Below are 20698 nucleotides of genomic sequence, written 5' to 3'. Positions count from 1 at the left end.
GGTTATTAATTGTTTTTATGAACGATATTTCATTTGTTTTTTGTATGAATTTGATGATTTTTCGCTGTGACTTTTGAGGTGAATCGATACTTCACGGTATTTTTTATTTTTCATTATTCATTTAAATGAAATTAATTTTTCTTTTTTTGGCGGGCGTTTTTTTGAAGCACGCCCGCCTTAACGTCAACGTTTTAAAATGTACTTCTGACGGGCGCGGTTGAAGCGGTGGGTTTTGGCTCCGGGTCAGCCGCAAAAACACCTTTGGCCGCCAGCCCGGCGACGGTAATCGCCGCCGGAATGCCAAGGATCAGGAATACGCTTTCGAAGCTGATATTCAGCGCCAGCATTTCCGCCCCGGCGAAGGCGCTGAGGATGGCGCCCAGGCGGCCAACGCCGTGCATCCAGCTGGAGCCGGTGGCCCGCGCCTCGGTAGGATAGTAGCGGGCGGAGAGCGCGTTCATGCCGGTATTGGCGCCGTTTAAGCAGGCTCCGCTGATAAACGCCAGCAGGCAGATGAGCGCAAAGCTTGCCGCGGCATAGCCCATCGCCATCGTAAACAGGCCGCCAACCGCGTATATCAGCCCGAGCGCCCGATGGGGGTTGATCCGGTCCATTAGCCAGCCCGCAAACAGCGAGCCGAGGGTTCCTCCCGCCTGGTACATGGCGGTCATCACCGCCGCCTGGCTGACCGTTAAGCCCACCTCTTTTACCAGCGTCGGTAGCCAGCTGCCGAGGAGGTAGACCAAAAAAAGCCCCATAAAGTAGACCAGCCAGAGCATCATTGAGCCGAAGCGATACTGGCGGGAGAGGACGATGCGCATGGCATTTGCCTGGACGGGCTGCGTCGGCAGGCTGAACTCGGCCTCATCGGGGATTTGTCCCGGATAAAGGCGCTGCAAAATTCGCCGAATACGTTCGGCTGGCGCGCGCTTAACCACCAGAAAACGCACTGATTCCGGTAACAGCCAGATCAGGACCGGCGCGAACAGCAGCGGGAGGATCCCGCCAAGCAGCATCAGCGAATGCCAGCCAAACTGCGGGATCAGCCAGGAGGCGGAGAAACCGCCCGCTGCCGCGCCAAAGGTGAAGCCGCAAAAAATAATCGTAATCAGAAACGAGCGCTGGCGCTCCGGCGCGTACTCGGACACCAGGGTGCCGATATTCGGCATCGCGGCGCCTAACCCCAGTCCGGTCAGAAAACGAAAGACCATCATCTGCTCAATGTTTTGTGACAGGGCGGTGGCGATGGTCCAGAAGCCGAAGAAGAAGACGCTATTGATAATAATTTTCTTCCGTCCCAGCCAGTCGGCGAGGGGGCCGGAGAAAATAGCGCCCAGCGCCAGGCCTATCAGCGCGGCGCTAATGACGAAACCGAGCTCGTGGTTGCTTACTCCCCATTCCTGCTTCAGCGTTGGGGCGATAAATCCCATGATGGCGATATCAAAACCGTCGAGCGCGATAACGCAGAAGCCCAATAATACCACCAGCTTCTGAAAGCGGCTGAGCGGATTGGCGTTGATTAACTCCCTGACGTCCAGGCGTTGAGTCTGAGTCATGGGGCTCTCCTTATGCGCAAGGGCGCAGGTAGGACTGCGCGGCGTTAAACAGCAGCTGAGCGCGAGCGAGCGCAGGCAGAGCGCCCCGGGCGCCGCTGAGCGGAACCTCGACAGAGACCGGCAGCGTGGCCGGAAGCGCCGCCATCAGGCCGTGCAGGTCGAGTCCGCCTTCGCCGGGCACCTGGCGCGCGGCGCGGGCCTGGTAAATCAGCTCCTGCTCGTCAGCGGGGGCTTGCGGCGAAGCGTCGCAAAGCTGCATATAGTTGAGGTAATTTTGCGGGAGCGTGGCGAGGGTCGAAAGGGATTCGCCTGCCCGCCAGAAGTGAATGGCATCAATTAAAATACCGATATCGCTGCGGCCGCTGGCGGCGATCAGCGCCTGGGCTTCGGCGATGGTGCGCAGGTGGGTCCATGGCATAGGCTCCAGGTTCATGGTTAAACCATACTCCTGGCCGGCTTCGGCCAGCCGAGCGAGATTTTCCGCGCTGCGGGCCCGGTTATCATCGTTGCCGGCGACTAAAACCTGCTTCGCACCAAGGCGCGCGGCGGTATCAAGGAACAGCCGCAATCGGGCGTTCAGTGCAAAATCCGGCGTCAGGCGGACAATCTCAACGTCCGAGACGCGAACGCCGGTTGCCATCAGCGCCGCCAGGGTATCGCGAACGGCGGGGGTATCGCCGAGCATAGCGTAATCTGGATCCGACGGGGTTGCGGGAAGCAGGCGCAGGCCTACGTGAGTGAAGCCGGCCTGGGCCGCAATGCGTACCTGTTCCGGTGGTGGGACATCAAGTAGGGTAAGCGCGGCGAGTGACAGGGTTCGCATGTTCATAAAGGACTCCAGTACAGTTGCAGGTTGTTGTTGTTATGCGTATTGCCGTCCCTGGTGAAATGCTTTTACTGCGTTGTTTTATTTATATTTGCTGCCAGGTTTTTTCCGACCAGATAACCAAAGGTCATCGCCGGACCCAGCGTGATACCGCCGCTGGGATAGAATCCCCGCATCACGCTCGACATGTCGTTGCCGATGGCGAAAAGCCCCTGAATCGGCTGCTGCTGCGCGTTGAGAACCCGCGCATTTTCATCGGTGATTAATCCGCTGAAGGAGCCCAGCGAGCCGGGCAAAATGCGTACCGCATAAAAAGGCGCATGGCTGAGTTTCCCAAGCGTTGGGTGCGGAGAGCGGCTGGCATCGCCCTGCGCGCGGTTGTATGCCGACGCGCCGCGCTGAAAATCCTTATCCTCGCCCTGGTCTACAAAGTCGTTAAACCGGGCGATTGTTTCCGTTAGCTGCTGCGGATTAATGGCGCAGGCTTTTGCCAGCGCTTCCGGCGTTTCGCCCGTCTGCAGATATCCGGTCCTGCGCCAGGCCTCTGGGGTAAACGGGAAGGGGCGAGCATGGCCCAATCCGTAGCGCCGGAGCGCCCGGCTGTCGGCAATCAGCCACGCCTGCGGCGTTTCGCCCGGCGGCGTCGAGTCCAGCAGCGCGGCAATAAAATCATGATAAGAGTCGGCCTCATTGGTGAAGCGTTTGCCGTTGGGCAAAACGGCAATAAAGCCAGGCTTCGCGCGTTCAACCAGATGCGGAAAGGGGAGCTGCACTCCGCTGGCGAGGGTAACGCGCGACACCGGCGCCCAGGCCATCGGGTGTCTGAGCGAATGATCAAACTGACCGCCGACCGTTTCGCCGAGCCGAATGCCATCACCCTGGTTCCCCGGAGGCGCGGCGGAAAAGTGGCCGTAGCCGCTGGCGGCGTGCGGAACCTGTTCGGCCAGACGCTGTCTGTCGTGGGGAAAGCCTCCGCAGGCGAGGATCACCGCGCCGGCGCGAACCTCCAGCGCGCCGCTGTCGCTACGTAATATCGCGCCCGTCACGCCGTTGTTGTCGGCGAGCAGACGTTCTACCGGCGCGTTAAGCTGAAAATTCACCCCCGCATCCAGCGCCGAACGCAGGAGGCGGGCGACCAGCGCATTGCCGTTAACCAGATGCTGTCCGCGACCGGCGCGCAGCCGCTGCCAGCCGTGGCGAAGCAGGCGACAGGTGGCGTACAGCGCCGAGCGCGATGAGCGGGTGGCGTTAAAAAAGTGCGCCATATCCGTGCCGCCGGCAATGCCCATCCCCGCGAGGCTGATGGTCTCCAGCGGAGGCCGCAGGCGATGCAGCCAGTCGCCCAACAGCCGTCCGTCAAAAGGCTGCGCCGTGACCGAGCGGCCGCCCAGCGCAGCGCCCGGTGAAGCGTGAAAATCGGGCATTTTGCTGCCGGAAAGAAACTGCACGGCGGTGCGGCGGCGGAAAAAGTCGATCATCTCCGGTCCGTACTGTAAGTAGGCGAGCAGACGCGCATCGGCAGGCTCGCCGTCCATTTCATGGCGTAAATAAGTGAGCGGTGAACCGGGTTCTTCTTCAATACCCTCCTCTCGCGCCAGCGGATTACGCGGGATCCATAGCCAGCCGCCGGACCAGGCGCTGGTGCCGCCAATAACCGACTCCTTCTCCGCAACCAGCACGCTGGCGCCGCCGAGCGCGGCGGTGACGGCGGCAGAGAGCCCCGCCGCGCCGGAGCCGACCACCAGAACATCCACGTTTATCTGCCCGCCCATGACCGACTCCTTATTGCAGAGGTGAAAAATCAGTGGGGCGCAGAAGAACCGACTCCAGGCGCTCGACGGCAGCCAGCTCGCGGTTTTTGCGCGAGAACGTCAGCCAGCGTTCGTCCTGCGCCATACGCGCCCGACGCGCCAGGCGATCGTCGAGGCTCTCGTAGGCCCAGATGTGCACCACCTGATTGACCACGCCAATTTCGGTAAAGAAGAAGCCGATGAGCTTACCGAGATGCTCGGTTTGCACGGCGTAAGCATCGCTTTTGTACAGCGCCAGCCAGTCGGCCATTTTCAGCGGATTGATGGTGTAGGTGCGTTTTTCATAGATCATGATTTTCTCCTGTTTACAGTGCGTGTTGTTGCGCCATATGGCTGGCTGAGAGATAGCCGAAGGTCAGCGCCGGGCCGAGCGTAATGCCGGGGCCGGGATAGGTTCCGGCCATCATCGAATTCATATCGTTACCCACGGCGTAGAGGCCTTTAATCGGTTCACCCTGCTGGTTAATCACCTGAGCATCGGCGGTAGTCACCAGACCGCGCGAGGTACCGAGATCGCCGGTATAGAGGGTGACGGCATAAAACGGCGCGCGGGTCAGCGGGGCGTTACAGGCGTTTGGCCGGTGGCCGGGGTCGCCCATCGCGCGGTTATAGCTGTTGCCGCCTTTAGCGAATTCCGCATCCTGGCCCTGAGCGGCGTCGCGGTTATAGCGCGCCACCGTTTCCCCGAGGGTTTGCGGATCGAGTCCGAGGCGCTGCGCCAGCTCTGACAGCGTATCGGCCTTGTGCAGATAGCCCGCTTTCACCAGCGCGTCATTATTTACCGGGGCAGGGCGCGCCAGGCCGAGGCCGTAGCGCTTCATGGCAAGGGCGTCGCAAATCAGAAAGCAGGGGGCGTTTTCTGCCCGGCTTTGCATGGCGCTGGCGAAGTGGTGATAAGAGTTGGATTCATTTACGAAGCGCACCGCGCGCTGGTTGACGGCAATCACGCCGGGTTTGGCGCGATCGGTGACCAGGTGAGGGAAGCGCTCCTGCGTGCCATCGGCATGGTGTAAAACGGAGACCGGCGCCCAGAAAAAGTTAGACGGCAGGTCAGCGCCTTCGCGGGCATTGAGCGCGGCGGCAAGGCGCAGCGCGGCGCCGTCGTTGGCAGCGGGGGACATGGTATAGTGCTCGCGGGTCTGGGGGCGATAGCGTTCAGCCAGCTTGCCTGCGGCAAAACCTCCGGCTGCCAGCACCACGCCGCAGCGGGCTTCAAGAGCCTGCTTTTGACCCTCGTGCTCAATTTCTACGCCGGTCACCTCGCCATTGCGTTCGCTCAGTGAAAGCACGTTGACGTTGAGTCTGAGCTGCATGCCTTTGCGGAAAGCGAGCGTCGCCATGCGGGCGATCAGCGCGTTGCCCATCGCCAGGCGAGTGCCCCGATGGTGCCGGAGACGATCGCGACCATAGCGCAGCAGCAGTCTGCCGCAGTGCGCGAACGAGCTAAGGGAGCGGCGCATATCAAGAAAGTGTTGGATATCGATGCGATTGACCATCATCCCGCCAAACAGCAGCATCCCCGGTGGAGGAGAGCGGAGGTCGCGAAAATGCTCACCCAGTTCTCGCCCGTCAAACTCCACCACCTCCAGCGCCCGCCCGACGTCGACGGCACCGGGTTCATCCGGGTAATAATCCGGAGAAAGCGGACGCAGGCTATATTTCACCGCCTCCTCTTTTTCCAGAAACGCCAGCGCCTCGCGTCCCGAAGCGATAAAGGCTTCGATCAGATCCTGACGATAGTTGGGCTCACCGATGATGGTCCGCAGATAGGTTTCGATTTCCTGCGGGCTGCCGCCTGCGGCCATTTTCCGCGCCTGATCGCTATCGTGGATCCACACCGCGCCGCCGGAAATGGCGGAGGTGCCGCCGAACTGCGGGGCTTTTTCCAGCATCAGCACCGACAGCCCCTTACAGCAGGCGGTCACCGCCGCGGCAAAGCCTGCGGCGCCGCTGCCGATAACGATGACGTCCCAGCTTTTCATGCCGCCGCTCCCTGTTCCTGCGCAATGGCGCCAATGAACTGCCCCATTAATTTCATCTGCGCCAGCGCCATTTCCGGCCCGGTCTGAATCGCGCAGCCGCGATCCCGGGCGAAGGCCAGAAGCGGGGTGATAACCGGGGCGGTTACCACGTCCGCGACATGCGCTGATACCGGCAGCGTTTCCAGCAGCGTTTGCGGCAGCGGTAATGGATCGAAACCGGCCATTCCCGCCGGAGAACCGTTCACCAGCACATCCAGACCGTTGAGCGTCGCGGGCAGATCGGTTAGGTGAACGTGCGGAAAATGGGTGGCCAGCCGGTTATGCAGCAGCTGAAGCGTGGCGGGATTCGGGTCATAAAGCGCCAGTTGACGGAGGCCCGCTTCGCAAAGCCCCCACGCGATGGCGCTGCCGACGCCGCCGCAGCCTGAGAGCAGCGCTTTTTTACCTGCGGCGTTAAAGCCGTGCGCCTCTGCGGCAAGCTGGAAGCCGACGCCGTCGAGCATGTCGCCCTGTAAACGGCCATCGGCCAGCTTACGGATGACGTTGACGGCATTGAGATGCTGCGCTCGCGGGGTTAACTCATCGACCAGGGCGGCGGCGCGCTGTTTGTGCGGAACGGTGACCAGCACGCCGCTCATGTTATGCCAGCCGCGTAGCGCCTGCAGATAGTCAGCAACGGCTTGCGGGGCGATATCCACCGGGATCATGACGCTGTCCATCTGCTGGTCGGCAAAGTAGCGGTTGAAATTCTCCGGCGATTTAACCTGGGTAATCGGGTGACCGATGACGGCGACGACCTGAGTGAATCCACTGACCATTTCAAACCTCATTTTGTTAAATGAATGTTGTGAAAGTATTTCAGCGGAAGCTGAGAGCGACAACGCAGAATTCGGCCATACTGGTTGTTAATCGCACCACCACTGCGATAATCGCGCTAAACCGATCTTATTGTTGCGAAAGTGTGAACAAGTATGCAAAACCAGATTCATCCCCGCGATCTGATCGTCGGCCTGCAAAAGGGGCTGGCGCTGATCCAGCTATTTTCAAAAGAGCACCCGCGACTCACCGTGCCGCAGGCGGCGAAAATGAGCGGCCTGACGCAAAGCGCCGCGCGGCGGTTTTTCCTTACTCTGCTGCACGAGCGCTACCTGCAAACCGACGGACGCTACTACTGGCTGACGCCCAAAGCGTTAAGGCTGGGGCAGGCGTATGTTGACTCGGCGCAGTTCCCGCGCATGGTACGGCCGATCGTTGAGTACATCGCCAGCCGGACGGAAGAGCACGCTTCGGTGGGGGTGATAGATGATGATGAGCTGGTGTATATCGCGCGCAGTAAGCACACGCCGTTTAATTCGACCTCAGTGCGTCTGGGTGAGAGGGTGCCGATTTACTGTACCGCCGGCGGGCGGCTCTGGCTGGCGTCATTAGCGGAAGCCGAGTGCGAAACCGTTTTGCAACGGATCAAACGCGAACAGCGCACGCCCTATACGGTAACCGACGTTACGGCCCTGATGGAGAAGATCGCCCAGGTGCGCCGCCAGGGATATGCCGCAATTGAGCAAGAGTTTGAAATTGGCATGCTGGTACTGGCCGTACCGCTGTCAGACCGGGAAGGGATCTACTGGGGAGCGCTGAGCTTAACCAGCCATCAGTCAAGAACCTCGATTGAAGCCCTGTGCCGCGAGCATCTGGATTTGCTCTATAGCGCCCAGGCGATGTTGGTTGGATAGCCGCGGAAGAGGCAGGCAGGTTCTGAACGGAACCTGCCCGATATATCAGGCTTTCGCGCCGTCGATAAAGCTATTCCAGTCCGCTCCAGCGTTGTTCACGAAGGTTGACCAGCTATTGGCGGCAGTGTTCACAAAGCCATTCCAGTTATCCAACCCCGCAGACACAAAGGTGTTCCAGTTCGACTGACCGATAACGAACTTGCCAAATTCTACGGCGCTATCAATCACAAAATTCGCGAAAGAGGCTCCTGAGGTGGCGACAAAAGATCCGAAGCCAAGCCCGGAGTTGACGACAAAGCTGGTAAAGCCAGTAGCCGCATTCAGCAGATTAAAACCACCGGAAATATATTCCATTTCATTAAAAGTTAACTCTTTCATTTTTATTCCTTTATTCAACGGATTGTCATCAGTGAGCACCGTACTCACCGCGAAAGGCTAACACCGCTAAATAGAGGTAAACCAGATGGCAACCTCCCCCGGATGCTGATTTCTTTATCATTTTTATATGAACATCATCATTGAATGATTGATAACGCTGGACTGGAGATGAACCGATAAAGATGATTTTTATCTGAAGAGAACCTGGGGGAGGGGAGGGACAATAGGTTGCGTGATAAAAAAACAGCCCCCGGTCTTGCGAGCGGAGGCTGCTGAGCGTTTGCAGAAGGTGGTCTTATCTGACCATCGTCAGCAGGTTATGTGAATCCGGCACCATAAAGTCGACGGACATCATCACCGACAGCGCGGTAATGGCGACGATGGAAAAGACGAACAGCTTACGCGCCCAAACTTTATCATCCGCCACTTTGTATCCGCGCAGCGCCATCCCCAGCCACCAGACGCTCACTGCCGCAGCGACAACCAGATATTTATATCCGGCGTAGCCGCCCAGAGAGAGCATCAGCGTCGCAACGGTAAAGGCGATGATGTAGACGGTAATATGGTTTTTAGCCACTGAAATACCTTTCACTACCGGCAGTACCGGAATGTTCGCCGCCTGATAATCCTTGAAGCGGAAAATCGCGATAGCGTAAGAGTGAGGCATCTGCCACAGGCTAAAAATAGCCAGCAGAATAGCGGCGCCGCTGTCAAAATCACCGGTCACCGCACAGTAGCCAATCACCGGCGGCGCAGCGCCGGAGAGAGAACCAATCAGCGTGCCGTAGACGGAGTGGCGCTTCATGTACAGGCTGTAAACGCCGACATAAACCACAAACCCCATCACCCCCAGCCAGCAGGCGAGGGGATTAGCGCCAAACCACAGCAGCATGAAGCCAGCAATACCCAGCAGGGTGGCGTATACCAGCGAAGCTTCTGGCGAGATCAGCCCTTTGACCAGCACCCGGTTTTTCGTCCGTTCCATCTTACGATCGATATCACGGTCGATATAGTTGTTGAAAACACAACCCGAGGCGACCACCAGGGATACTCCGAGGAGCGTCCAGATGAAAAGCGGATAGTCTATGTGGCCCTTTGAGGCCAGCAGGAAACCGCCAATCACGGAGATCAGGTTGCCAAAAATAATGCCTGGTTTCGTTACTTGCAGGTATTGCTTAAACATACTCGCCGCTCTTAGTGCATCATCATGTTGTAGTTCAGGTTCCACATAATCCAGATGGAACCGACAACTACGATAGCAATGATGATTACGGTGAAGATAAATGCGGTCAGGTTCCAACCTTCGTCCGATTTACTGTTCATGTGCAGGAAGTACACGAGGTGTACGACAATCTGCACAACTGCAGTGACCAGGATGGTTCCCAGAATAGCCGCATGCGATGCGGAGCCACTCATCACCATTGCAAACGGGATAACCGTCAGAATGATCGACAGGATGAAACCTGTCATGTAGCTCTTCACGCTGCCGTGAGAAGCGCCGCTATGATCGGTAGAATGACTCATTACATCGCCCCCATCAGATAAACAACAGAGAACACGCAGATCCACACGACGTCCAGGAAGTGCCAGAACAGACTCAGGCACATGATACGGGTGCGGTTAGTGTTGGTCAGGCCGCGACGAGAAACCTGTACCATCAGCACCGCCATCCAGATCAGACCAGAGGTCACGTGCAGACCGTGGGTACCGACCAGCGCGAAGAACGCTGACAGGAAGCCGCTGCGATCCGGACCCATACCTTCAACAATCAGGTGATGGAATTCATAGAGTTCCATCGCGATGAACCCTGCCCCGAAGAGGAAGGTCAGCGCAAGCCAGGAAACCACCTGGCTCTTGTTGTTTTTGTACATGGCGATAGCCGCCATGCCGTAGGTGATGGAGCTGAACAGCAGCAGCGCGGTTTCAACCAGAACGAACGGCAGTTCAAAGATATCTTTACCGGTCGGTCCGCCCGCCGTGCCGTTCACCAGAACGGCATAGGTCGCGAACAGAGTGGCGAAGATAATGCAGTCGCTCATCAGGTAGATCCAGAAACCGAATACCTTCATCGGTCCTGTATCATGGTGCCCGTGTTCGTGCGCGTGGGCGTTATGCGCAAGAGTATCAGTTGCCATTTTTCAGCCCTGCTTTGTTAATCTCATCGAAATGCTGATTTTCCAGTTTTTCGACTACTGCAACCGGCACGTAGTAATCCACGTCCTCGTCAAAGCTCTTAATAATCCAGGTCGCCAGGATACCGACGAAGCTTGCAATTGCCAGCCACCAGATGTGCCAGATCATTGCGAAACCAAACACCGTTGCGAAAGCAGCAATAACGATGCCCGCGCCGCTGTTTTTCGGCATATGAATCTCTTCATAGCCAGCCGGTTTCTTGTACGCGTCGCCTTTCTCTTTCATTTCCCAGAACGCGTCACGCTCGTGAACCACAGGAACGATAGCGAAGTTGTAGAACGGTGGAGGAGAAGAGGTTGCCCACTCCAGCGTACGGCCGCCCCACGGGTCGCCGGTCAGGTCACGGTTCTGCTCGCGATCGCGGATAGACACGTAGAACTGAATCAGCTGGCAGAGGATACCGCAGGCGATCAGCGCCGCGCCGCAGGCTGCAACAACCAGCATCGGGTGGAACTGCGGGTCAATCTGCTGGCTCAGGCGACGGGTCATACCCATGAAGCCCAGCACGTACAGCGGCATAAACGCGACGAAGAAGCCGATGATCCAGAACCAGAAAGCGCGTTTGCCCCAGGTTTCGTTCAGGGTGAAGCCAAAGGCTTTCGGCCACCAGTAGGTCAGACCTGCGAAGCAACCGAACACCACGCCGCCGATGATGACGTTATGGAAGTGCGCGATCAGGAACAGGCTGTTGTGCAGCACGAAGTCTGCGCCCGGTACCGCCAGCAGAACGCCGGTCATACCACCTACGGAGAAGGTCACGATAAAGCCAATCGTCCACAGCATTGCTGAGTTGAAGACGATGCGGCCCTGGTACATGGTAAACAGCCAGTTGAAGATCTTAACCCCGGTCGGGATAGCGATGATCATGGTCGTAATACCGAAGAAGGCGTTTACGTTCGCGCCCGCACCCATAGTAAAGAAGTGGTGCAGCCAAACGATGAACGACAGAACGGTAATACACACTGTTGCCCATACCAGCGAGGTGTAGCCAAACAGACGCTTACGCGAGAAGGTCGCGGCGATTTCGGAGAAGACGCCGAATACCGGCAGAACCAGAATGTACACTTCCGGGTGACCCCAGGCCCAAATCAGGTTGATGTACATCATCATGTTGCCACCCATATCGTTGGTAAAGAAATGGGTGCCCAGGTAGCGGTCCAGGGTCAGCAGCGCGACGGTGACGGTCAGAATTGGGAAGGAGGCGATAATCAGGATGTTGGCGCACAGAGATGCCCAGCTAAACACCGGCATCTTGAACATGGTCATGCCAGGGGCACGCATCTTGATAATCGTTACGAAGAAGTTAATACCGGTAAGCGTTGTACCAATACCGGATAGCTGGAGAGCCCAGATCCAGTAATCGACCCCGACGCCCGGACTGTACTCGATTCCCGACAGCGGCGGATAGGCCAGCCAACCGGTCTGCGCGAATTCACCGACGCCCAGAGAGAGGTTAACCAGAATCACGCCCACAACGGTGAACCAGAAGCTCAGGTTGTTAAGGAAGGGGAAAGCAACGTCGCGTGCGCCGATCTGCAGCGGAACCACCAGGTTCATCAGACCGATAACAAACGGCATCGCTACGAAGAAGATCATGATAACGCCGTGGGCGGTAAAGATCTGATCGTAGTGGTGAGGCGGCAGGAAACCTGCTTCCCCGGCCGAGGCCAGCACCTGCTGGCTACGCATCATAACGGCGTCAGCAAAGCCACGCAGCAACATAACGATTGCTACGATAACGTACATGATACCGAGACGTTTGTGGTCAACCGAAGTCAGCCACTCGTTCCAAAGGTAGGACCACTTACCGAAGTAAGTGATGGCTGCCAGAAGCGCCAGTCCCCCAATGATAATTGCAGCCACCGTAACCACAATAATGGGTTCATGGTAGGGCACTGCATCCAGTGTAAGTTTTCCGAACATCGTTTTCTTCCTCGGCCCCTTAGTGAGCGGTTTCCGCGTGGCTCATGTCCATGCCTTCCATTCCTTCGTGCGCTGCGTGCTCGCCCTCGGGTTGGGTCATATCCATGCTCTTACCGTGAGACATAAATTTGTTAACAACATCTTTAAACAAATCCGGTTTCACGTTAGAGAAGTATTCCACTTTGTTGTATTCGCTAGGCGCAGCCAGTTTGTCGAATGTTTCCATGGAATCCATGGTATTCGCAGACTGTTTGGCTTTCGCTACCCACTGATCGAAGGTTGCACGATCCGGCGTGGCGATAGCTTTGAACTTCATTCCAGAGAAGCCCGGGCCGCTATAGCTGGCGGAGATACCGTCGTAAGTACCAGCTTCATTCGCGATGAGGTGCAGCTGAGTCTGCATCCCGGCCATTGCGTAAATCTGGCTACCTAAACGTGGGATAAAGAACGAGTTCATCACGGAATTGGAGGTCACTTTGAAGTGTACCGGTACGTTCGCCGGGAAGGCGATTTCGTTGACGGTAGCAATACCTTGTTCCGGATAGATGAAGAACCATTTCCAGTCCATCGAAACGACTTCGATAGTGATAGGTTTTTCATCGTGAGCAAGCGGTTTGCTCGGCTCTAATGCGTGAGTTGTTTTCCAGGTCAGAACGGCCAGGAACAGGATGATCAGGATAGGAACCGTCCAGACCACAGCTTCAACTTTGTTGGAGTGTGACCAGTTCGGGCTATACTTCGCATCTTTATTGCTCGCACGATACTTCCAGGCAAATCCTACTGCCATCAAGACGGCTGGAATAACGACGATCATCATCAGGCCGAAGGCCGTCAGAATCAGAGAGCGTTGCTCCAGTCCAATCTGTCCTTTTGGGTCGAGGAGTGCAGAATCACAACCACTGAGTAATACAGTGCCTGCGATTAATGACATCCATCCCAAACTTTTATTGTATTTCCTAAGTCTCATTGAACGACCTCAATTCCACGGAATCTGGTGGCGCTTAAAGTGTACGGGCATTTTACGGGAAGGTTGCATTACTGTAAACATAGTTGGAGCTGTGTCTGTTCTATGTTAGTGGCTTCTGCTTGCCTTGTCACATATGTTACGGAGTGTGACATTATCCCTTGCAAAGCTTGATTTACGCGGGATTGATAACGAAAGGGATAAGAACCAAGGGGTTTATAAGAGAATGAGCATAACCACCTGCAAAACAAAACAAATAATTAACAATTAATTATCAAATAAAAGACATCATAAAAGCGGAAAATAAAAACAGTAAAGCTGAATCGTTTAAATTATTTAAAGATTCGCATAAAAATTGTCAATAATTTCCAGAAATCTAAAACGCACAAAACAACAAACTCAGCGCCATGAATATAAAATCGTTAATAAGACGTTATAATTACGCTTGGTAATTACAACGTCCACTAACGTTTCTGTAACGATTAAATCAGCTCGGTTTTGCGTAATGCCAGGTAGTCAAGGAAAGCGCCGAGTAAAATACCCGCAACGGCGGTGAGTACGGCGATCTCCAGCAGGCCCGCGAGGAAGGAGAAATTGGTGTAATCCAGCGCGTTGAACACCAGCAGCACCAGCCATACCGCCAGCATCAGGCAGCCAACCGCCAGAATCATTAAAGCCAGCCCGTAGATCTGAGGAAAGAACGTACGCGGCATAAAGCTCGCTGACCGCTGGGTGTGTTCCAGGGTACGCCGACAAATTAACAGCAGCAAAATACCCGGCACAGCGGCAACGACGGAAAAAAGATAGAAGGCAGGCCAGCCGTGAGCCTCGACGAACCAGCCGGCGATAGGGCCGACGTAAACGCGCCCGACGGCGGAAAGCGCCGAGAGCAGGGCAAACTGGGTGGCTGAAAAGGATTTGTTGCACAGCGTCATCAGCAGCGCGACGAATGCCGCAGTGCCCATCCCGCCGCACAGGTTTTCGAAAAATACCGCCGTCGCCATGGAGAAAAGGTGTTTATCGGTAATAGATAGCAGCCAATATCCGGCGTTGGATACCCCTTGCAGCACGCCGAAAATCAGTAGCGCGCGGAATAAGGTCAGGCGCTGCATAAGCACGCCGCCGTACAGGGCGCCGACAATGGTGGCGAACAGGCCGAGCGTTTTATTGACCATCCCCACTTCGCCAGCATCGAAACCGACGCCGCGAATCAGGAATGTGGTGGTCAGGCTCATGGCAAACGCATCGCCAAGCTTATAAAGGACGATAAGCAGCAGGATTAGCCAGGCGTTATTGCGACCGAAGAAGTCGCGAAGCGGTGCGGCAACCGCCTGTTCCAGCGTTTTCGGCACAGGAATGACGTCGCTGGGATCCGGGGCCAGCAGCGTGGCGATAATGCAGGGGATCAGCAGCGCGGCCATCAGCCAGTACATTCCCTGCCATCCTAGCCAGCGGTCGGCCAGCCATAGCGCCAGTCCGCCGGAGACCAGCATCCCCAGACGATAGCCCAGCACGCTGATTGCCGCGCCGGTGCCTCGCTCTTCCGCGGCCAGCACGTCAGTTTTCCACGCGTCAAACACGATATCCTGAGACGCGGAGCAAAAGGCGATGACGACCGCCAGCGCCGCCATCCAGCGCAGCTGCGTGGAGGGTTCAAGGAATCCCATCGCCGCAATGGCAATCAGTAACAGAAATTGGGTAGCCAGCAGCCAGCCGCGACGACGGCCAAGAAACGGCGGCGTGTAGCGGTCCATCAGCGGCGACCAGAGGAACTTAAAGACGTAGGCCTGGCCGACGAGAGAGAAAAAACCGATGGTTTTCAGATCGATATTTTCAACGGTCATCCACGCCTGCAGCGTGCCTGAGGTCAGGGCGAGCGGTAATCCAGACGCAAAACCAAGAATCAGCAGGATCGCTGATTTTGGCTGCGTAAAAATGCGTAAGTAATGATTGGACATGTCTTGTCGTGCAGACCCGACGCGGGGCCGGGTCTGCCGCTTAAATTAACGAGCGTTTTGCTTGATGAAATCGTGAATGCTGGTGTCCTGCGCCATATCGCTAATGGTATCGGTCATCACGCTATTAACCGCATCGGCGATATTCTTGTTTGAGGCCTGAAATGCGCCTTCAACAGAGTAGCTGGCACGATAGTTTTTGGTCATCTTGTTGCCGTTGGCGGCGGTGGCGATAATGGCGATATCGGCTTTGGTGGCGATGTTGTAACGCACGTTACCCTGAGAAACGTCGGCGTACAGTTTATTGACGATGATTTGCAGGTCAACGGCGCCGTTCGGACCAATCATATAGCCACGCGAGGTCATCTGTTTTTCAAGGACTTCCTGCAGTAAGAAACGCAGGTCGCGGGAAGCGGTCAGCGTAACCTGTTGGTTATCGCGAGTGACTTTCGCCAGCGCCTGATCCGGGCGCTGATCGGCGCCGTTAATGCTGACGGTCACGCCCATCAGGCTGGGATCCTGCTGCGGCAGGGTGATTTTCGGTGATACATCAATAGTGGTCGGCGGAGTGGCGCATCCGGCCAGCATAAACAGCGCGACCAAAGGCAAAAGAATTTTCTTAAACATGTTCAGGGTCTCAACGCATGGGAGTAGTAATGAGGACAATTCCCGCCATCATAACATCGCCAACGGCAAGGGGAAGTGGCAACGCATGTAAATTCATCGTCTTGTGCGTTTTCTGTCCTTGCGGCATCGCATATCGCAACTCAGGCGGGGCTTTCAGGATACCGAACCAGTAAAGCCGATACTTTTGCGTGAAAATATCAGAGGAATGCCAATTTTTTGTTGTTTTCGCCCAATGGAAGCGGTAAAAGCGGCTAACATTTAAAGGGAATGGCGGCAATACAGCGTTGTCGGAGGAGAAAATTCATGATGATACGTGAACAGATCGAAGCAAAACTTAGGGCAGCGTTCGACCCGGTGTATCTTGAAGTCGTGGATGAAAGTTATCGCCACAACGTTCCTGCGGGCTCTGAAAGTCATTTTAAAGTGGTGTTGGTGAGCGATCGCTTCCTTGGCGAGCGTTTTCTTAATCGTCACCGTATGATTTACGGAACGTTGACTGAGGAACTATCAAGCACCGTGCACGCTCTGGCGTTGCATACCTACACAATCAAAGAGTGGGAAGGGCTACAGGATACCGTCTTTGCTTCTCCTCCGTGTCGCGGGGCTGGAAGTATCGCGTAGAAATCGCATTTGCAACCGCTGGAGCTTTTCCAGTATGTTGCGTGAAGATTTATGAGAAAACGGCCTGCGGGCCGTTTTGTTTTGCCTGGAAAATGTGCAGTTTGCGCCTTTTTACAGGCAAATTTGCTCGGGAAATGTGAAAAAAGCCGCAGCAGTGGGCGACAACCGTTCTCGACTCACAAAAGTGATGCCGCTATAATGCCGCGTCTTTTATTATGAATGTCTTCGGGATGATTCTGACGACAGGGAATGTGTTTCTGATTTGAAGAGGGCATCCCGGTTCTGCGAAGCAACCTGTTCGCGCTTCCAGAGTTGACCGAGCACTGTGATTTTTTTGAGGTAACAAGATGCAAGTTTCAGTTGAAACCACTCAGGGCCTTGGGCGCCGTGTAACGATTACTATCGCCGCTGACAGCATCGAGAATGCTGTCAAAAGCGAGCTGGTCAACGTAGCGAAAAAAGTTCGCATTGACGGCTTCCGTAAAGGCAAAGTGCCGATGAATGTTGTTGCTCAGCGTTATGGCGCATCTGTTCGCCAGGACGTGCTGGGTGACCTGATGAGCCGTAACTTCGTTGACGCGATCATCAAAGAAAAAATTAATCCGGCCGGCGCGCCGAACTATGTTCCGGGCGAATACAAGCTGGGTGAAGATTTCACCTACGCGGTCGAGTTCGAAGTTTATCCGGAAGTTGAACTGCAGGGTCTGGAAGCGATCGAAGTTGAAAAACCGGTTGTTGAAGTGACCGACGCTGACGTTGACACCATGCTGGATACTCTGCGCAAGCAGCAGGCTAACTGGAAAGATAAAGACGGCGCTGTTGATGCCGAAGATCGCGTTACCGTTGATTTCACCGGTTCCGTTGACGGCGAAGAGTTCGAAGGCGGCAAAGCTTCTGACTTCGTACTGGCGATGGGCCAGGGTCGTATGATCCCGGGCTTTGAAGACGGTATCAAAGGTCACAAAGCTGGCGAAGAGTTCACCATCGACGTAACCTTCCCGGAAGAGTACCACGCTGAAAACCTGAAAGGTAAAGCGGCTAAGTTCGTTATCAACCTGAAGAAAGTTGAAGAACGTGAACTGCCGGAGCTGACTGAAGAATTCATCAAGCGTTTCGGCGTTGAAGATGGTTCCGTCGCCGGTCTGCGCGCTGAAGTGCGTAAAAACATGGAGCGCGAGCTGAAAGGCGCCGTGCGTAACCGCGTGAAATCTCAGGCTATCGAAGGTCTGGTTAAAGCGAACGATATCGACGTTCCAGCCGCGCTGATTGACAGCGAAATCGACGTTCTGCGCCGCCAGGCTGCTCAGCGTTTCGGCGGTAACGAACAACAGGCTCTGGAACTGCCGCGTGAGCTGTTCGAAGAGCAGGCTAAACGCCGCGTTGTTGTTGGCCTGCTGCTGGGCGAAGTGATTCGCACCAACGAGCTGAAAGCTGACGAAGATCGCGTGAAAGGCCTGATCGAAGAGATGGCTTCTGCTTACGAAGATCCGAAAGAAGTGGTTGAGTTCTACAGCAAAAACAAAGAGCTGATGGACAACATGCGCAACGTCGCGCTGGAAGAGCAGGCTGTTGAAGCCGTGCTGGCGAAAGCGAAAGTGTCTGAAAAAGCCACTTCCTTCAGCGAACTGATGAACCAGCAGGCGTAATTTCGCCCCAAGGTTTAAGGTTTGAGTAAAAACCCGTTGCCGAAAGGCCGCGGGTTTTTTTATTGCAATGATAGCCTTAGGATACGTGCGAAAAGGCGATTTCAGTGATAGCGTTACGACAAAAGATTGTTATGCTTGAATTAAGGCAACGTCATCCCCATAACCGGGAGACGTAACTGCAGTGGCATAACCATGCGCCGTAATGAAGCGTGCATCTATGCACTTCTGCCCAACGGCAGAAATTCTGGCTGATAATCCGTCCGTAAGGTTACAATCAGTGCAGCGGTTTTTTTCAAATTAATCCAGGAGACGGAAATGTCATACAGTGGCGAACGAGACAACTTTGCACCCCATATGGCCCTGGTGCCGATGGTCATTGAACAGACCTCACGCGGCGAACGTTCATTTGATATTTACTCCCGTCTGCTCAAGGAGCGCGTCATTTTTCTGACCGGCCAGGTAGAAGATCACATGGCTAACCTGATCGTGGCGCAGATGCTGTTTCTGGAAGCGGAAAACCCGGAAAAAGATATCTATCTGTACATTAACTCTCCGGGCGGCGTGATTACCGCCGGGATGTCGATTTACGACACGATGCAGTTCATCAAACCGGACGTCAGCACCATTTGTATGGGGCAGGCGGCTTCGATGGGCGCCTTCCTGCTGACCGCAGGGGCTAAAGGTAAGCGTTTCTGCCTGCCGAACTCCCGCGTGATGATTCACCAGCCGCTGGGCGGCTATCAGGGCCAGGCGACGGATATCGAAATCCACGCCCGCGAAATCCTGAAAGTGAAAGGCCGCATGAATGAACTGATGGCACATCATACGGGTCAATCCCTTGAGCAGATCGAGCGTGATACCGAGCGCGATCGTTTCCTGTCTGCCTCAGAAGCAGTGGAATACGGCCTCGTCGACTCCATTTTGACTCATCGTAATTGATGCCCCGGGCGCAAGGGGGCCGCTATACTTGTTTGTAAGAGGGCGGCACAACGCTTACCAGCGGTTTGCGCCTGAGAATGGCATTTGCGTCGTCGTGTGCGGCACAAAGAACTTAATAAGAGGTTTGGACTCATGACAGATAAACGCAAAGATGGTTCGGGCAAACTGTTGTACTGCTCTTTTTGCGGCAAAAGCCAGCATGAAGTGCGTAAGCTAATCGCCGGGCCGTCCGTGTATATCTGCGACGAATGCGTTGATTTATGTAACGACATCATTCGCGAAGAAATTAAAGAAGTCGCGCCGCATCGCGAGCGCAGTGCATTGCCGACTCCCCACGAAATTCGCCACCATCTGGACGATTACGTTATCGGCCAGGAGCCGGCGAAAAAAGTGCTGGCGGTGGCGGTATACAATCACTACAAACGTCTGCGCAATGGCGACACCAGCAACGGCGTTGAACTGGGTAAAAGCAACATTCTGCTGATCGGGCCGACCGGCTCCGGTAAAACGCTGCTGGCGGAAACCCTGGCGCGTCTGCTGGATGTGCCTTTCACCATGGCGGATGCCACCACCCTGACCGAAGCCGGTTACGTGGGTGAGGACGTGGAGAACATCATCCAGAAACTGCTGCAGAAGTGCGACTACGACGTACAGAAAGCCCAGCGCGGTATCGTCTACATTGATGAGATTGACAAAATTTCCCGTAAATCGGATAACCCGTCGATCACCCGCGATGTTTCCGGCGAAGGCGTGCAGCAGGCGCTGCTGAAGCTTATTGAAGGTACCGTGGCCGCGGTTCCGCCGCAGGGCGGGCGTAAGCATCCGCAGCAGGAGTTCCTGCAGGTTGATACCTCTAAAATCCTGTTTATCTGCGGCGGCGCGTTTGCCGGTCTGGATAAGGTCATTTCCCACCGTGTAGAAACCGGCTCCGGCATTGGTTTCGGCGCGACGGTGAAGGCGAAGTCCGATAAAGCCAGCGAAGGTGAACTGCTGTCTCAGGTTGAACCGGAAGATCTGATCAAGTTTGGTCTGATTCCTGAGTTCATTGGCCGTCTGCCGGTCGTGGCGACCCTGAGCGAGCTGAGCGAAGAAGCACTGATTCAGATCCTCAAAGAGCCGAAAAACGCCCTGACTAAGCAGTATCAGGCGTTGTTCAGCCTTGAAGGCGCTGAGCTGGAGTTCCGCGACGAAGCGCTGGACGCTATCGCGAAGAAAGCGATGGCGCGTAAAACCGGCGCTCGTGGCCTGCGTTCTATCGTTGAAGCCGCGCTGCTCGATACCATGTACGATCTTCCGTCAATGGAAGACGTGGAAAAAGTGGTTATCGACGCTTCGGTTATCGATGGTCAGAGCAAGCCGCTGCTGATTTACGGCAAACCGGAAGCACAGCAGGCGTCTGGTGAATAATTAACCAGTTTGCTCAAGCAGTTAACAAAAAGGGGGGATTTTATCTCCCCTTTTATTTTTCCTGCATTCCCGCCGTTGAATGTATGGAATACATCCCCATATACTGGTTTACATATTAACGGCGACGCGTCGTTGAGTTG

The 20698-nt window shown here is 55.5% G+C and carries 19 protein-coding genes; 5 read left to right on the top strand and 14 right to left on the bottom strand.

Translation table 11 applies throughout. From position 1 onward, the window contains the following. Positions 1-191: 191 nt before the first annotated feature. The 6 genes from CMQ96_RS08010 to CMQ96_RS07985 form a co-directional block, all read right to left on the bottom strand. Entirely contained in the window at positions 192-1556 is a 1365-nt protein-coding gene (locus CMQ96_RS08010) for an aromatic acid/H+ symport family MFS transporter (RefSeq protein WP_024359051.1), read from the bottom strand. Positions 1557-1566: 10 nt separating this feature from the next. Further along, on the bottom strand, positions 1567-2385 hold the full coding sequence (locus CMQ96_RS08005; protein ID WP_049087384.1) for a sugar phosphate isomerase/epimerase: 819 nt from the start codon (positions 2383-2385) through the stop codon (positions 1567-1569). 65 nt (positions 2386-2450) lie between these two features. Further along, the gene (locus CMQ96_RS08000) at positions 2451-4154 is read right to left on the bottom strand and encodes an FAD-dependent oxidoreductase (RefSeq protein ID WP_098066528.1); all 1704 of its coding nucleotides are present in this window, start codon (positions 4152-4154) and stop codon (positions 2451-2453) included. Positions 4155-4164: 10 nt separating this feature from the next. Next, positions 4165-4485 carry an NIPSNAP family protein gene (locus CMQ96_RS07995; protein WP_004133454.1) on the bottom strand — a complete coding sequence of 107 codons (321 nt, stop codon included), beginning with the start codon at positions 4483-4485 and terminating at the stop codon, positions 4165-4167. Between the two features lie 13 nt (positions 4486-4498). Next, positions 4499-6175 (bottom strand): FAD-dependent oxidoreductase, encoded by a 1677-nt coding sequence (locus CMQ96_RS07990; protein WP_049087386.1) that lies wholly within the window; start codon positions 6173-6175, stop codon positions 4499-4501. Then, complete coding sequence (locus tag CMQ96_RS07985; RefSeq protein WP_024359047.1) at positions 6172-6993, bottom strand: shikimate dehydrogenase; 822 nt, start codon at positions 6991-6993, stop codon at positions 6172-6174. The genes CMQ96_RS07990 and CMQ96_RS07985 overlap by 4 nt, the downstream gene beginning before the upstream one ends. A 153-nt stretch (positions 6994-7146) precedes the next feature. Here CMQ96_RS07985 and CMQ96_RS07980 point away from each other — a divergent pair, with 153 nt between their 5' ends. Beyond that, positions 7147-7905 carry an IclR family transcriptional regulator C-terminal domain-containing protein gene (locus CMQ96_RS07980; RefSeq protein WP_004133453.1) on the top strand — a complete coding sequence of 253 codons (759 nt, stop codon included), beginning with the start codon at positions 7147-7149 and terminating at the stop codon, positions 7903-7905. A gap of 45 nt (positions 7906-7950) precedes the next feature. On the opposite strand, the gene CMQ96_RS07975 is transcribed toward CMQ96_RS07980, so the two are convergent. From CMQ96_RS07975 to CMQ96_RS07940, 8 genes are all read right to left on the bottom strand, one after another. Next, complete coding sequence (locus CMQ96_RS07975; RefSeq protein ID WP_004133452.1) at positions 7951-8283, bottom strand: hypothetical protein; 333 nt, start codon at positions 8281-8283, stop codon at positions 7951-7953. A gap of 295 nt (positions 8284-8578) precedes the next feature. After that, on the bottom strand, positions 8579-9466 hold the full coding sequence (cyoE, locus tag CMQ96_RS07970; protein ID WP_004133451.1) for a heme o synthase: 888 nt from the start codon (positions 9464-9466) through the stop codon (positions 8579-8581). An 11-nt stretch (positions 9467-9477) separates the two neighbouring features. After that, entirely contained in the window at positions 9478-9807 is a 330-nt protein-coding gene (locus CMQ96_RS07965) for a cytochrome o ubiquinol oxidase subunit IV (RefSeq protein WP_004099523.1), read from the bottom strand. Continuing rightward, complete coding sequence (locus tag CMQ96_RS07960) at positions 9807-10418, bottom strand: cytochrome o ubiquinol oxidase subunit III (RefSeq protein WP_004129790.1); 612 nt, start codon at positions 10416-10418, stop codon at positions 9807-9809. Before CMQ96_RS07960 ends, CMQ96_RS07965 begins: the two co-directional genes overlap by 1 nt. Then, positions 10408-12399 carry a cytochrome o ubiquinol oxidase subunit I gene (gene cyoB, locus CMQ96_RS07955; RefSeq protein WP_004133450.1) on the bottom strand — a complete coding sequence of 664 codons (1992 nt, stop codon included), beginning with the start codon at positions 12397-12399 and terminating at the stop codon, positions 10408-10410. Before cyoB ends, CMQ96_RS07960 begins: the two co-directional genes overlap by 11 nt. Positions 12400-12418: 19 nt before the next feature. Continuing rightward, positions 12419-13366: a cytochrome o ubiquinol oxidase subunit II gene (gene cyoA / locus CMQ96_RS07950; RefSeq protein ID WP_004129799.1), complete on the bottom strand. Its 948-nt coding sequence runs from the start codon at positions 13364-13366 to the stop codon at positions 12419-12421. A 479-nt stretch (positions 13367-13845) separates the two neighbouring features. Next, positions 13846-15321, bottom strand: coding sequence for a muropeptide MFS transporter AmpG (ampG, locus tag CMQ96_RS07945; protein ID WP_024359045.1), 1476 nt, complete (start codon positions 15319-15321; stop codon positions 13846-13848). Between the two features lie 45 nt (positions 15322-15366). Further along, the gene (locus CMQ96_RS07940) at positions 15367-15945 is read right to left on the bottom strand and encodes a lipoprotein (protein ID WP_004129805.1); all 579 of its coding nucleotides are present in this window, start codon (positions 15943-15945) and stop codon (positions 15367-15369) included. A gap of 303 nt (positions 15946-16248) precedes the next feature. On the opposite strand from CMQ96_RS07940, the gene bolA reads away from it, so the two are divergent. The 4 genes from bolA (at position 16249) to clpX (ending at position 20558) form a co-directional block, all read left to right on the top strand. Beyond that, positions 16249-16566 carry a transcriptional regulator BolA gene (gene bolA / locus CMQ96_RS07935; RefSeq protein WP_004133447.1) on the top strand — a complete coding sequence of 106 codons (318 nt, stop codon included), beginning with the start codon at positions 16249-16251 and terminating at the stop codon, positions 16564-16566. Between the two features lie 347 nt (positions 16567-16913). Then, entirely contained in the window at positions 16914-18212 is a 1299-nt protein-coding gene (gene tig, locus CMQ96_RS07920) for a trigger factor (protein WP_004129807.1), read from the top strand. A gap of 315 nt (positions 18213-18527) precedes the next feature. Further along, the gene (gene clpP, locus CMQ96_RS07915) at positions 18528-19151 is read left to right on the top strand and encodes an ATP-dependent Clp endopeptidase proteolytic subunit ClpP (RefSeq protein WP_003021624.1); all 624 of its coding nucleotides are present in this window, start codon (positions 18528-18530) and stop codon (positions 19149-19151) included. Positions 19152-19283: 132 nt separating this feature from the next. Next, complete coding sequence (clpX, locus tag CMQ96_RS07910) at positions 19284-20558, top strand: ATP-dependent protease ATP-binding subunit ClpX (RefSeq protein WP_004099538.1); 1275 nt, start codon at positions 19284-19286, stop codon at positions 20556-20558. The last annotated feature ends 140 nt before the right edge of the window (positions 20559-20698 follow it).

It is taken from the genome of Klebsiella sp. MBT K-1 (assembly GCF_002556465.1).
Classification (GTDB): domain Bacteria; phylum Pseudomonadota; class Gammaproteobacteria; order Enterobacterales; family Enterobacteriaceae; genus Klebsiella; species Klebsiella grimontii.
The sequence above is the reverse complement of the archived record's forward strand: the minus strand, read 5'-3'. Positions and strand labels throughout refer to the sequence as shown.